The sequence below is a fragment of the Rhizobium sp. GCM10022189 genome, from assembly GCF_042656325.1.
Taxonomy (GTDB): Bacteria; Pseudomonadota; Alphaproteobacteria; order Rhizobiales; family Rhizobiaceae; genus Rhizobium.
Genome location: NZ_JBHSOR010000049.1, coordinates 1,423 through 13,510, shown reverse-complemented (window position 1 = coordinate 13,510; position 12,088 = coordinate 1,423). Strand labels below are relative to the sequence as shown.

At 64.3% G+C, this 12,088-nt stretch carries 15 protein-coding genes; 12 read left to right on the top strand and 3 right to left on the bottom strand.

The window, feature by feature from the left end; genetic code table 11:
* Positions 1 to 47 precede the first annotated feature (47 nt).
* Positions 48 to 530 (bottom strand): MSMEG_0572/Sll0783 family nitrogen starvation response protein, encoded by a 483-nt coding sequence (locus ACFPWW_RS21060; RefSeq protein WP_113427328.1) that lies wholly within the window; start codon positions 528 to 530, stop codon positions 48 to 50.
* Positions 531 to 930: 400 nt separating this feature from the next.
* Here ACFPWW_RS21060 and ACFPWW_RS21055 point away from each other — a divergent pair, with 400 nt between their 5' ends.
* From ACFPWW_RS21055 to ACFPWW_RS21040, 4 genes are all read left to right on the top strand, one after another.
* Positions 931 to 2,334 (top strand): PLP-dependent aminotransferase family protein, encoded by a 1,404-nt coding sequence (locus ACFPWW_RS21055; protein WP_112568742.1) that lies wholly within the window; start codon positions 931 to 933, stop codon positions 2,332 to 2,334.
* Between the two features lie 377 nt (positions 2,335 to 2,711).
* Entirely contained in the window at positions 2,712 to 3,080 is a 369-nt protein-coding gene (locus tag ACFPWW_RS21050) for a DUF983 domain-containing protein (protein WP_112573175.1), read from the top strand.
* Positions 3,081 to 3,287: 207 nt separating this feature from the next.
* On the top strand, positions 3,288 to 3,749 hold the full coding sequence (locus ACFPWW_RS21045; RefSeq protein WP_112573173.1) for a DUF1348 family protein: 462 nt from the start codon (positions 3,288 to 3,290) through the stop codon (positions 3,747 to 3,749).
* A gap of 16 nt (positions 3,750 to 3,765) precedes the next feature.
* Complete coding sequence (locus ACFPWW_RS21040; RefSeq protein WP_377313129.1) at positions 3,766 to 4,332, top strand: TetR/AcrR family transcriptional regulator; 567 nt, start codon at positions 3,766 to 3,768, stop codon at positions 4,330 to 4,332.
* 84 nt (positions 4,333 to 4,416) lie between these two features.
* On the opposite strand, the gene ACFPWW_RS21035 is transcribed toward ACFPWW_RS21040, so the two are convergent.
* Positions 4,417 to 4,551 carry a hypothetical protein gene (locus ACFPWW_RS21035; RefSeq protein ID WP_377313128.1) on the bottom strand — a complete coding sequence of 45 codons (135 nt, stop codon included), beginning with the start codon at positions 4,549 to 4,551 and terminating at the stop codon, positions 4,417 to 4,419.
* Between the two features lie 157 nt (positions 4,552 to 4,708).
* Between ACFPWW_RS21035 and ACFPWW_RS21030 the strand changes: the two genes are divergently transcribed.
* Positions 4,709 to 5,356 (top strand): hypothetical protein, encoded by a 648-nt coding sequence (locus ACFPWW_RS21030; protein WP_112756474.1) that lies wholly within the window; start codon positions 4,709 to 4,711, stop codon positions 5,354 to 5,356.
* Positions 5,357 to 5,490: 134 nt separating this feature from the next.
* A complete protein-coding gene (locus tag ACFPWW_RS21025) occupies positions 5,491 to 5,802 on the top strand; it encodes a Dabb family protein (RefSeq protein WP_112705397.1) in 312 nt (103 codons plus the stop codon).
* 424 nt (positions 5,803 to 6,226) lie between these two features.
* On the opposite strand, the gene ACFPWW_RS21020 is transcribed toward ACFPWW_RS21025, so the two are convergent.
* Entirely contained in the window at positions 6,227 to 7,441 is a 1,215-nt protein-coding gene (locus ACFPWW_RS21020) for an MFS transporter (RefSeq protein ID WP_377313127.1), read from the bottom strand.
* A gap of 274 nt (positions 7,442 to 7,715) precedes the next feature.
* Between ACFPWW_RS21020 and ACFPWW_RS21015 the strand changes: the two genes are divergently transcribed.
* From ACFPWW_RS21015 to ACFPWW_RS20990, 6 genes are all read left to right on the top strand, one after another.
* Positions 7,716 to 7,964 carry a hypothetical protein gene (locus ACFPWW_RS21015; RefSeq protein WP_377313126.1) on the top strand — a complete coding sequence of 83 codons (249 nt, stop codon included), beginning with the start codon at positions 7,716 to 7,718 and terminating at the stop codon, positions 7,962 to 7,964.
* A gap of 53 nt (positions 7,965 to 8,017) precedes the next feature.
* Positions 8,018 to 8,689, top strand: coding sequence for a response regulator transcription factor (locus ACFPWW_RS21010; protein ID WP_112573160.1), 672 nt, complete (start codon positions 8,018 to 8,020; stop codon positions 8,687 to 8,689).
* Positions 8,679 to 10,082 (top strand): ATP-binding protein, encoded by a 1,404-nt coding sequence (locus ACFPWW_RS21005; protein ID WP_112573158.1) that lies wholly within the window; start codon positions 8,679 to 8,681, stop codon positions 10,080 to 10,082. The genes ACFPWW_RS21010 and ACFPWW_RS21005 overlap by 11 nt, the downstream gene beginning before the upstream one ends.
* A 120-nt stretch (positions 10,083 to 10,202) precedes the next feature.
* Positions 10,203 to 10,631, top strand: a complete 429-nt coding sequence (locus ACFPWW_RS21000) for a hypothetical protein (RefSeq protein WP_112573156.1) — start codon at positions 10,203 to 10,205, stop codon at positions 10,629 to 10,631.
* Between the two features lie 99 nt (positions 10,632 to 10,730).
* Positions 10,731 to 11,885, top strand: a complete 1,155-nt coding sequence (gene ccmI / locus ACFPWW_RS20995; protein ID WP_377313125.1) for a c-type cytochrome biogenesis protein CcmI — start codon at positions 10,731 to 10,733, stop codon at positions 11,883 to 11,885.
* Positions 11,882 to 12,088: cytochrome c maturation protein CcmE (locus tag ACFPWW_RS20990; protein ID WP_377312816.1), on the top strand; the 207-nt coding region annotated here is incomplete at its 3' end. The genes ccmI and ACFPWW_RS20990, both read left to right, overlap by 4 nt.

Sequence of the window (12,088 nt, the reverse complement as noted above, 5' to 3'; positions counted from 1 at the left end):
TGCTTTCCCCTTCTCCCCGCCGGGGAGAAGGGTTCGCTCCCCGCGGGTCAGAGCGTCCAGGTGTCGAGGATGAAGGCGCCGTCGCGACGGTGGATCAGGATCATGTCCAGCACGTCGAGCGGACTGATCGGGCGGATGCCGGGGATGAGCGACTGCTCGCCATGGCCATAGAGCGCCTGCAGCGCGAAGCGGCAGGCATAGACCTTGCCGCCTTCTTCCATGAAGCCCTTGATCTGGTTGTTGAAGTTCAGATGGCCGGGAAAGGCTTCCGCGCCGAGTTTGGGAAAGCCGCGCTGCACGCCGAGTGTGACGCCGGGACCATAGAGAAGCACCGATGTTTCGAAGCCCTTGCGCTTCAGGCGCTTGGCCTGCAGCAGGTTCACAAGGCCGATCGAGCCTTCGAAGGCGACGGTATGGAAGGTGATGAGGGCTTTCTCGCCCTCCTTGGCCTGGACGTCTTCAAAGACCTTCTCTTCGTAATCGACGAAGAAGTCTCCATCTGCGTGGGCCGGTGCGGTAACTGCGGGCATGAATGGCTCCTGTGTTTGAAGTCAGGCCCCTGTCGCGGGGTACAGCCATTGAATTGCAAGCACCGTGCCAAATTGACTTTGCACAAATAGCAGTCAATTCATGTTTAAAAGCATTCAATTATGCATTCAATTCGGAGGTGAGTTGGAATTGACGCCGATTTGGCAAGCATTTTCGTGCAAAAAATGAATGCAAATGTGAATGAAATGAATGCAATCAATGTGCTATCAATGCAAGGAGGTTTTCCGCGTCGCGGAACATGCCAGTCTCAAATGCGGCATTCGGTCATCCGTCAGGCTCCTGTCGGCCGACGTTTTTACGTGACAGCGGGATCATGCAACAATATACGGTCAATGTCATCAGGAATCCCTTCTGCGCCGATCACGAATTGCGGATCATGAAATGAAAGACTGGCATCCCGACCTTGCCCGCTCCTCCAGCCCCCGTTACATGGCGATTGCCGATCTCATCGAGATGGATCTGAGAAGCGGCGTGCTGGCTGTGGGCGACAGGCTGCCGCCGCAGCGTGAGCTCGCCAGGCGCCTCAACATCGATTTCACCACGGTCGCGCGCGGTTATGTGGAAGCGCAGAAGCGCGGCCTGGTGGATTCCCATGTCGGCCGCGGCACCTTCGTCACCGGCGGGCAGGACCGCGAGCGGCGCGGCTTCGCCTCCGATGCCGCGCCCGATCCGCGCCGCGCCTCCGTCGTCGACTTTTCGATGAACCTGCCGCCGGAGCCCGACGATCAGGACCTGATCGCCCGCATGCGCGAGGGCATGTCGGCGGTGGCGACCAATCTCATTCCGCTCCTGCGCTACCAGGGTTTCGGCGGTTCCGGCATGGACAAGGAGGCCGCCGCCGCCTGGCTCAGCCGCCGCGGGCTGGTGCCCTCGCAGGAGCGCATCTTCGTCACGCCCGGCGCCCATCCGGCGCTGCTTGCGATCTTCGGCCTGCTGGCAAAGCCCGGCGAAACCGTGCTGTCGGAAAACATCACCTATCCCGGCATGCGCTCGATCGCCGCCCAGCTGCGGCTCAACCTCTCCGGCCTGCCGATGGACGAGGCGGGCATCCTGCCCGATGCTTTCGCGGAAGCCTGCGAGCGCCTGGCTCCGAAGGCGCTCTATCTCAACCCGACCCTGCAGAACCCGCTGACGCTGACCATTCCGGAAAAGCGCCGCGAGGAGATCGCCGCCGTCGCCCGCAAATATCACGTGCCCGTCGTCGAGGACGACGCCTACGGCTTCATCCCGCTGCACGGCCCGCCGCCGCTCGCAGCAATCGCGCCGGATCTTACCTGGCACATCGGCGGCCTTGCCAAATGCATCGGCGCCGGCCTGCGCCTCGCCTATGTCGTGGCGCCGGATACCAAGGCGATCTGGCCCTTCGTCAGCGCCATGCGCGCCAACACTGTCATGGCCTCGCCGATGACCGTGGCGCTCGCCACCCGCTGGATCGAGGACGGCACGGCAGACGCGATCCTCCGCTTCATCCGCGCCGAGGCGGGCGCGCGCCAGCAGATGGTGGCCGATATCCTGCCCGAAGGCAGCTACAGGGCCGATCCGATCAGCTTCAACATCTGGCTGCCGCTCACCAACGGCTGGACCCGCTCCACCTTCGGCAGCCACATGCGCGCCTCCGGCATCGGCGTGGTGGCAAGCGACGCCTTCACGGTGGAAGGGGCGGCCGCCGAAGCCGTGCGCGTCTGCCTCGGCGGCCCGATCGGCCGCGAGAGGCTGAAGGGCGCGCTGGACTTCATGGCCCACGCGCTCGAAGGCCCGCCGGAACTGTCGGCTTCGTTTTTTTGAGCCGCTGGTCCGCCTTCCGCTTCAATTCAATCTGTAAAGACCCCGCCCCAAACCCCTCCCCACAAGGGGGAGGGGCTTAACCTGCTGCACTCGCCCTCACTTCTTCAGTGTTTCTAGCTGGGTGATGCGGTGCCACGGGTTAGTCCCTCCCCCTTGTGGGGAGGGGTTGGGGAGGGGTTTTGGCGAGCGCGCAAACTTGTTCCAGCGGTGACAAATCCCGCCGCCGCCAAACCGCGTAAACCCAGCCCACAAAATCGCTGCGTCATTCTGACGAATGGACTGGCAATCCGCTTTCAATGTAATTATATTGTATGCATACAATAATCGGCATTGAATGGATTCTCCCAATGCCCCGCAACGCCGAAAGCGAGATCGCCATGGACACCGAATATCCTCCGCTCCCTCCGATGCAGACCGGCATCCGGGGCCGCTGCCCGCGCTGCGGACAGGGGCATATGTTCAAGGGTTTCCTCACGCTCAAGAAGGAATGCGAAGTCTGCGGGCTGGATTATTCCTTCGCCGACCCGGCCGACGGCCCGGCCTTTTTCGTCATCTGCTTCGCCTGCGTGCCGAGCGTGCTCCTGGGCGTGTGGCTGGAAGTGGCCTTTTCCGCCCCGCTCTGGGTCCAGCTTCTGGTCACCGGTCCCTTCATGTTCGCCACCTGCATTCCGCCGCTGAGGCCGCTGAAGGGATGGCTGGTCGCAAGCCAGTATTTCTACAAGGCGGAAGAGGGCAGGCTTGCCTGATCTCGGGCAATCAAGGATCGCGCGGGACACCCTGATCTCTGCGTCTGAAGGCCGCTCGCACCGTCGGGCGGCCTTTTTGCTGCTCGGGCGGCCGTCGTTCTGCGACGCCAAAATGCCGCAGGAAACGGCTGCCCAAGTCCCTTGTGTAGATTGTACCGATCGGTACAATGCGGAACGAAAGGTACAGATCAACCAAGGAGACCAGGCATGCCCGCACCGCTTCCCCCCTTCACCGAGGAAACCGCAGCCCGGAAGGTCCGCCTTGCCGAAGACGGCTGGAACAGCCGCGATCCGCAGCGCGTCTCGCTCGTCTACACGCCGGATAGCCGGTGGCGCAACCGCGCCGAATTCGTCACCGGCCGCGCCGAGATCGTCGCCTTCCTGACCCGCAAATGGGCCAAGGAACTGGATTACCGGCTGATCAAGGAACTCTGGGCCTTCACCGACAACCGCATCGCCGTGCGTTTCGCCTATGAATGGCACGACGACAGCGGCAACTGGTTCCGCTCCTATGGCAACGAGAACTGGGAATTCGACGCCGAGGGCTTGATGCAGCGCCGTTTCGCCTGCATCAACGATCTGCCGATCCGGGATTCGGATCGCAAGTTCCACTGGCCGCTCGGCCGGCGGCCCGACGACCATCCGGGCCTTTCCGACCTCGGCCTCTGAGGCCCCGGGGTGACGCGTGAAAACCGTTTATGAACGTGCCGATATCGTGCCGCTGCTCGCCGAGATCTTCCGCGAGCTCGGCTACGAGGGCACGACGCTGAGCCGCATTACCGAGCGCACCGGCATCGGCAAGGGCAGCCTCTATCACTTCTTCCCCGGCGGCAAGGAGGAGATGGCGGCCGCCGTCCTTGCCGATGTCGACGTCTGGTTCGAACGCGCCGTCTACGAGCCCCTGCGCCGCGACGACGCGGCCGCGGCGATCGATGCGATGTGGGCGAACGTGATGGATTATTTCCGCTCCGGCCGCCGCATCTGCCTCGTCGGCGCCTTTGCGCTGGACGAAACCCGCGAGCGCTTCTCGCCCGCCATCCGCGATTATTTCGTCCGCTGGATCGAGGCGCTGTGCCGGGCGCTGGTCCGCGCCGGCTGCGGCGAGGCTGCGGCCCTTGCCGCCGCCGAGGAGGCGGTATCCGGCATTCAGGGCGCGCTGGTGCTCTCGCGGGCGCTTGACGACACGGATATGTTTCGAAGAACGGTGGACCGGCTGGCCGGCAGGCTGGCCGCGGCGCAACCTGGAAGATAGGTTATGGCCGCCGCCCCGGCAGCGGAGCGAATGCCGCAAGCGGGTGAGGGGGGGCCATGACGCCCTCACCCGTCAGGATTGTGTTTAGGCGTCGTTCCGGGAGGGCAGGCTGACCGGGCGCGGATTCTCGCGCTGCGTGCGGACCTGGCGCCACTCGTTTTCCATCTGGTCGACGACGTGCTGGGGGATCTTGGTCGGAGTTTCTGCGGTGGTTTGCATCGTATACCTCTCTTCCTCAGCAAGGGTGTGGTTACGAATTGATGCATCGCACAATAAAATCTGCGTGTAAATGAACCGGCGTCACACTTGAAACGATTTAGTTAATTTCAATCGATTAAGCGGACGTTAACCACAAAGGACCTGCAGGAAGCGTATCATGACTGTCTCGCTCGATCGGCAATTCTTCTTTCGCAGCGTAAGCCGCTCGCTGTTCAAGGGCAGCCTTAACCCTGCCCGGATCGAAGGCATGAACGCCATCCTTGACTACTGGGACGCGAATCTGGCTACCGCAGATCGGCGCTGGCTGGCCTATATATTGGCGACCGCCTTTCACGAGACCGCCTATACGATGCAGCCTGTGCGCGAGACGCTGGCGGAAAGCGATTCGCGTGCCGTCGAGATCCTCGAGGCCGCATTCGCCGCCGGCCGGCTCTCCTGGGTGAAGTCGCCCTACTGGCGCGCCGACGAGGAGGGCAAGTCCTGGCTCGGCCGCGGCCTGGTGCAGCTCACCCACAAGCGGAACTACGAGGCGATGAGCGAGGTCACTGGCATCGATCTCGTCGCCCGGCCCGACCGCGCCATGGAAATGGCGCCGGCCGTGACGATCCTGGTCGAGGGCATGCTGCGCGGCAGCTTCACCGGCCATCGGCTCTGCGACCATTTCAACGCGGAGAGGGAAGACTGGGTCAACGCGCGCCGCATCGTCAACGGCACCGACCGGGCCGAAAAGCTTGCCGACTACGGCCGGACATTCCTCGCCGCCATGCGCGAAAACAAGGGGCGCAAGCGCCGCAAGCCGGTCTGAACGATCGCCACGCGGCCGGCGCGGCATTGTGGCCCGGTTGAAGGCGCGGGCGGCGCGTGTTATCGCCCGGCGGGTCCAAAGCTTCAGGCCCCCAGAGCTTTCGGGCCTATAGACGTCCCACAGGAGTATTCCGCGTGATCCGCCATATCGTCTTCTTCACCGTGCCGGAGCAAAACCGCGAGGCGGTGCGCAAGGGGCTTTCGATATTGACCGGCATCCCGCACGCGCTGAAGCTGGAAATCGGCGAAAACGTCAAGACGGACCAGTGGGGCAACGCGGTCGATTTCGTCGTCTATGGCGAATTCGAGAGCGAGGAAGCGCTCGCCGCCTACAAGGCGCATCCCGATTACGATCGCTCCACCCGCACGGTCAAACCGCTGCGCGACACCAGGACGGCGGCCGATTTCGACAGCGCCAGGGCCGTCACACGCCCCCTGCAGGACTGACGGCAGCGGCCGCGCCGCTCTATCCCCTTGAATCTGAATAACTATTCCGTTCAGTGCGCCGGCAATGCAGCCATTCTTCGGCTAAGTCATTGATTCTGAATAAGTGATGCTGACAGGCGAAAAAACTTTTATAAAAAATTTCGTTCGGAGCCCGCGTTCCCCGATTTTGAATTTCTTTATGCGTATTTTTGAGGGTTTGTGGATCACCTATTCAGAATCAATGACTTAGCCCGAAAAAACGGCACTTTTGCTACACTAAACGAAATTCTTATTCAGGATCAATGGGTTAGAAGATGGCCAAAAACGGCCTTCGGCCACAGCTGAACCGGGTTGTGAACTGCCGGATGCAGGCTCGGAAGAAAAAGTCGTAAATGATTCAGAAGCTTGGCGGATCGGCGGCTGCCGCTGCCGGGGTCACGGGCTGTCAGGCCGGCTGCGCGCTCGCGCTTGCGCCGCGCACCAGCGCCGAAAGCATCATCACGAAAACCAGCGCGATAGCCGCCAGCGCCGCGCAGGTGACAAGCGTCGGGCCGGCGCCGGCGCGGTCGAGGATGGCGGTGAAGACGACGGGCGCCACCGCATTGGCGAGGTTCTGCGGCATCGACAGGCGGGCCGCCTGCAGCCCGTAGTCTTTTGCCGAGAAGAGGGCGAGCGGCAGCAGCGCGCGGGCGACCGCCAGCACGCCGGAGCCGAAGCCGTAGAGCAGCACGAAAGTGACGAGCAGCGGCGTCGATGGCGGCAGGACGAAGAGCATCAGGAAACTGAAGAACATCAGGCTGACGCCCATGACCGATGTCAGGATCGGATTGCCGCGTCTGCCGAGCAGCATGTCGAGCGCGCGCGCCGAAATGCCGATGACGCCGCGCGCCGAGCCGAGCTGCAGGGCAAGCGCCGGCGAGGCGCCCGACTGGCGGAAGATTTCGATCAGCGACGGCGACACGCCGAAGGTGACGAAGGTGCAGAGCGTGGTGAAGACGGCAATCAGCAGGAAGGCCCTGCGCCGGTCGGCCGGCGAAAGCTCCACCGGTGGCGTTTCGGCGCCGGTCCCCTGCGTGTGCGCCGCCACCGGCTTCGGCAGCCCGAAGAGATGCAGCGGCAGGCAGACGAAGAAGTGCAGGCCGGCCGAGACGAGGAGGGTGACGCGCCAGCCGAAATTGTCGCTGAGCAGCGTCAGGATCGGCCAGAAGATGGTGGCCGAAAGGCCGGTGAACAGCATCAGGATGGCGATGACGCGTTTGCCGTTGGCGCCCTCGCGCTCCACGACGGCGGTATAGCAGGGCGCCGAAAGGCCGAGCGCGCCGCCGAAGCCGATCACGACCCAGGCGAGCGCATAGACGGCGATGTTGGCGGCGGCGGCAAGCAGCAGCAGGCCGGCCGCAATGATGACCGAAGAGGCGGCCAGCACCCTTGCTGCTCCGTAGCGGCCGAGCCAGCGCCCGGTGGCCGGGCCGGCAAAGGCGCTGATGACCATCATGACCGTCAGCCCGGCAAAGATCGCCTCGTTCGGCAGCCCGAGCGAGGGCGCGATGACGCGGCCCATGACGCCGAGCATGTCGAAAGTCGTGCCCCAGCCGATCAGCTGGGTGACGGCGAGCACGCCAACTGTCTGCGCCGTACGAAACGGGAATGATGTCTGCATGGACCCGGAGATGGAACGGATGAAGGAGCCGCAGCGATAGCAGATTCAACCAGACGGGGAAAGGTGCGGCCGGACAGATCCGGCACGCGTCTGCCGGGTGCCGGGATTTTCGCGGCGGCAGAAGACCTTAGCCGTATCGTTCGGAATTCATGTATATTTCGCGCAATAGTCGAGAATTGTTCTAAAAAACCTTCATTACCGTGCATTCATTTGCCATTCAGGTCGCTTGAGTACATAGTCTCAGCACGTTGGCATTACATTGAAAGCACAGCACATGGCCTCTCCTCTGAGCGTCGCAGCATTGGCCGCCGGCCTGGCGGTTTCGGCGCCCTCACCGGACGATACGCACACGCTTGTCCTGCGTGTGGCCGGCGATTGCAGCACCGCAGCCCAGCAGGTCGTGGACGAGACCGGCGGCCAGCTTCTTTCCGTGCAGCCGGTGGGCAATGTCTGCATCATAACCGTTCTCGTCCAGGGTAACGGCCAGCGTCCGCGCAAGCTAACGGTAAAGGTTCCGATGTAAGCGGAATCGGCTTATCAAGGTTCCAGTGATTTGCAGCGGAAGAAGGCGAAGCGATGCGCATTCTGGTAGTCGAAGACGACGTCAATCTGAACCGGCAGCTGAGCGACACGCTGAAAGAGGCGGGTTACGTGGTCGATCAGGCCTTCGACGGCGAGGAGGGCCACTTCCTCGGCGATACCGAACCCTATGACGCCATCATCCTCGATATCGGCCTGCCGGAAATGGACGGTGTGACCGTGCTCGAAAAATGGCGCGGCGCCGGCCGCACCGTGCCGGTGCTGATCCTGACCGCGCGCGACCGCTGGAGCGACAAGGTGGCCGGCATCGACGCCGGCGCCGACGATTACGTGACCAAGCCTTTCCATGTCGAGGAAGTGCTCGCCCGCATCCGCGCGCTCATCCGCCGCGCCGCCGGCCATGCCTCCTCCGAAATCGTCTGCGGCCCGGTGCGGCTCGACACCAAGACCTCGAAGGCGATCGTCAACGGTGTGACGCTGAAACTCACCTCGCACGAATACCGCCTGCTTGCCTATCTCATGCATCACATGGGCGAGGTGGTCTCCCGCACGGAGCTGGTCGAACATATGTACGATCAGGATTTCGACCGCGATTCCAATACGATCGAGGTCTTCGTCGGCCGCCTGCGCAAGAAGATGGGCGTCGATCTGATCGAAACGGTGCGCGGTCTCGGCTACCGCATCCAAGCGCCGACCAATGCGAATTAAGTCGCTCACCGCACGCGTGCTGCTTCTGACCACGGTCTGGTCGACGGTGGCGCTGGTGGTGATCGGCCTTTTGATTTCGACGCTTTACAGGCGCAGCGCCGAACGCGGCTTTCAGGACCTGCTGCGCGCCCAGCTCTACAATGTCATCAATTCCGTGACGATCGGCGATCAGGGCGCGCTGTCCGGCAGCCCGCAGCTCGGCGACCTGCGCTTCGCCCAGCCGAAGACCGGCTGGTACTGGGTGGTCGAGCCGCTCGGCACCTATACGACCGCGCCGCTGGTTTCGCCCTCGCTCGGCTCGGCGACCATTCCGGTCCTGTCGGTGGTCGAAGCGCCCTTCGACAAGAATTACGAGCGCTATTACCAGGTGACGGACGCTTCCGGAAACCGCGTGCAGGTGGCCGAAACCGAAGTCGTGCTCGATACCGACGGCCGCGCCGCCCGCTTCCGCGTCACCGGCAATGTCGATGTCGTGGAAGACGACGTGCGCAACTTTTCCCACCGGCTCTATCTGGCGCTCGCCGGCTTTGGCGTCGGCAGCCTCATCGTCAATGCGCTCGCCATTCTCTACGGCCTCAAGCCGCTGGACAAGGCGCGCGCCGCCCTCGAGCGCATCCGCGCCGGCGAAAGCGAGCAGCTGAAGGGCGATTTCCCGCGCGAAATCCTGCCGCTTGCCAACGAGGTCAATGCGCTGATCGACAGCAACCGCCGCATCGTCGAGCGGGCGCGCATGCAGGTCGGCAATCTCGCCCATTCGCTGAAGACGCCGATTGCCGTGCTGCTCAACGAGGCGCGCGTGCTCGACCGGTCGCATGGCGACCTCGTGCGCAACCAGGCCGAGGCCATGCAGGGGCAGGTGCAATCCTATCTCAACCGCGCCCGCATCGCCGCCCAGCGCGAATCCGTGCTGGCGAGAACCGATGCCGAGCCGGCGCTGGAGCGGCTGGTGCGCGTCATGCGCCGCCTGAACGTCGAGACCGAATTCGAGCTGATCGTGCAGCCGCCGCATCTGGCCGTCGCCATGGAGCAGCAGGATCTGGAGGAAACGGTGGGCAACCTCCTGGAAAACGCTGCCCGTTTCGCCAAAAGCAAGGTGCGCCTCCAGGCCGTCGAAGCCGGCGAGGACGTGCGGGGAACCGAGGCGAGCGCCCGCAAGCACTGGGTCGAGCTTTCCGTCGAGGACGACGGCCCCGGCCTGGAGCCCGACCAGATCCGCGAGGCGCTGAAGCGCGGCCGGCGGCTGGACGAAAGCAAGCCCGGAACCGGCCTCGGCCTGTCCATCGTCACCGAGATTTCCAACGAGTACCAGGGCCGGCTGGAGCTTTCGCGCGGCGAGTGGGGCGGGCTGAAAGCCAAGCTTATCCTGCCGGGTGTGACAAAGGATGTTGCATGAGCAACTGCTTGATGTCACAAAGATAGTGGCAAATGTATAGCATGCTTTGCCTTAATGCTGACACGGGGACGCTGCACTTCGATCGGCTGAACTCCCACCCCTGATCGTGGTTCGATTGCAATGACTCTACGTTCGCAAGGCATGATCGTTTCCTCCCTTCTCGTCGCCGTCGCGCTCTCTGGCTGCACGACGACGAAGGGCGCCACCTCGCGAGGCCTTTTCGGCGCCAGCAAGCCGCCGGCCTCGGCCGCTTTCATCTCCGCGCTGCAGGGCGGCATTGTCGGGCGCACCGGCGTGCAGCTCGGCGACAGCGACAGGCAGCGGGCGCTGGAGGCCGAATATCGCGCGCTGGAAGGTGCCGCCGTCGGCCAGCCCGTCACCTGGACCGGCCGGGATGCCAAGGGCAGCGTCGTGGCCGCCGCCCCCTATCAGGTCGGCTCGCAGAATTGCCGCCAGTACACCCATACGGTGACGGCCGACGGCAAGGATGCGCTGGCGCGCGGCGTTGCCTGTCGCAACGAGAACGGCACCTGGTCGCCGCTCGGCTGAGCCTGCCCGCCGGCCCCGCTTGCGGCCAAAAGCCTCAAATCTTCGTCATTCCGGCATTGGCAGTTGGAATGAGGGCGCGCTTCAAGTATTTGGGCCGATATGCTGTTCTGGATTCTCGTGGCTGTCCTGACGGCGGCGGTTGCCGTCATCCTGCTTTACCCTCTTTTGCGTCGGGCAAAGGCGGTGGAGGACACGCGCGCCGGCGAAGCGGCCGTCTATCGCGACCAGCTGCGCGAACTCGACCGCGACCTTGCGGGCGGCCTGATCAATGCCGACGAGGCCGATTACGCCCGCGCCGAGATCGGCCGGCGCCTGATCGCCGTTTCCGGTGCTTCCCCCGCCGAGGCGCGCCAGCCGGCGCGCCGCCACCGGCTGGCGGAAGCCTTCATCGTTTTGCTCCTGCCGGTCGTCGGGCTCTGTCTTTATATCAATACCGGCAGGCCCGACCTGCCGTCGCAGCCGCTGGAAGCCCGCCTTGCCAATCCCGGCAGGGACATGGCCGTCCTCGTCGCCAAGGCCGAGCGGCATCTGGCCCAGAACCCCGATGACGGCCGGGGCTGGGACGTGCTGGCGCCGATCTATTTCAGCACCATGCGCCTGTCCGATGCCGAGGCCGCCTATCGCAACGCCATCCGTCTGCTCGGCCCGAGCCCGGCGCGTCTCGACGGCCTTGCCGAAACGCTGATGGCGACTGCCGAAGGTGTCGTGACCGAGGATGCGCGCAAGGCGCTGGAACAGTCGCTCGCCCTCGAACCCGACAACCCGCGCGCCCGCTTCTACATTGCCTTGAGCCTGGAGCAGGCGGGACAGGCGGAGGCGGCACGCGGCGCCTTCGAGGCGCTGGCGAAGCAGTCGCCGGCCGATGCGCCCTGGCTGGCGCTGGTCAACGAACATATCGCCCGGAACGGCGGCACGGCGTCTGCGCCTGCCGCCCCGCCGGCCGCCGGCTCCGCCGCGCCGGATGGCCCGACGGCCGAGGACGTGGCGGCGGCCGGAACGATGAGCAGCGGCGAGCGCCAGCAGATGATCCGCGGCATGGTGGAAAGCCTCGACGCCAGACTGAGCGCCGATCCCGACAATTTCGAGGGCTGGATGCGCCTTGTCCGCTCTTACGCCGTATTGAACGACAAGGATCGCGCTGCAGACGCGCTGAAGCGCGGCCTGGCCGCCTTCCCGGCCTCCGGGAACGAGGGCCGGCAATTGCTGGCGCTGGCCAGGGAACTCGGCATCGCCACGGAGGGGTTGACGGAATGACGCGCAAGCAGAAACGCCTGGCGGTGATTGCCGGCGGCATGGGCTTCATCGCCGCCGCCGTGCTGCTCGTGCTGTTCGCCTTCAGCCAGTCGGTCGCCTATTTCTACATGCCGGGCGATCTCGCCGGCAACCCGGTCGCACCCGGCACCCGCATCCGCCTCGGCGGGCTGGTGGGCGCCGGCAGCGTGCTGCGCGGCGAGGGT

Excerpts from the sequence above, each read along its gene's own strand:
- ACFPWW_RS21060 (WP_113427328.1), bottom strand. The coding sequence starts at position 530 with ATGCCCGCAGTTACCGCACCGGCCCACGCAGATGGAGACTTCTTCGTC.
- ccmI (WP_377313125.1), top strand. The coding sequence starts at position 10,731 with ATGCTGTTCTGGATTCTCGTGGCTGTCCTGACGGCGGCGGTTGCCGTC.
- ACFPWW_RS21055 (WP_112568742.1), top strand. The coding sequence starts at position 931 with ATGAAAGACTGGCATCCCGACCTTGCCCGCTCCTCCAGCCCCCGTTAC.
- ACFPWW_RS21020 (WP_377313127.1), bottom strand. The coding sequence starts at position 7,441 with ATGCAGACATCATTCCCGTTTCGTACGGCGCAGACAGTTGGCGTGCTC.
- ACFPWW_RS21000 (WP_112573156.1), top strand. The coding sequence starts at position 10,203 with ATGACTCTACGTTCGCAAGGCATGATCGTTTCCTCCCTTCTCGTCGCC.
- ACFPWW_RS21015 (WP_377313126.1), top strand. The coding sequence starts at position 7,716 with ATGGCCTCTCCTCTGAGCGTCGCAGCATTGGCCGCCGGCCTGGCGGTT.
- ACFPWW_RS21050 (WP_112573175.1), top strand. The coding sequence starts at position 2,712 with ATGGACACCGAATATCCTCCGCTCCCTCCGATGCAGACCGGCATCCGG.
- ACFPWW_RS21045 (WP_112573173.1), top strand. The coding sequence starts at position 3,288 with ATGCCCGCACCGCTTCCCCCCTTCACCGAGGAAACCGCAGCCCGGAAG.
- ACFPWW_RS21010 (WP_112573160.1), top strand. The coding sequence starts at position 8,018 with ATGCGCATTCTGGTAGTCGAAGACGACGTCAATCTGAACCGGCAGCTG.
- ACFPWW_RS21005 (WP_112573158.1), top strand. The coding sequence starts at position 8,679 with ATGCGAATTAAGTCGCTCACCGCACGCGTGCTGCTTCTGACCACGGTC.
- ACFPWW_RS21030 (WP_112756474.1), top strand. The coding sequence starts at position 4,709 with ATGACTGTCTCGCTCGATCGGCAATTCTTCTTTCGCAGCGTAAGCCGC.
- ACFPWW_RS21035 (WP_377313128.1), bottom strand. The coding sequence starts at position 4,551 with ATGCAAACCACCGCAGAAACTCCGACCAAGATCCCCCAGCACGTCGTC.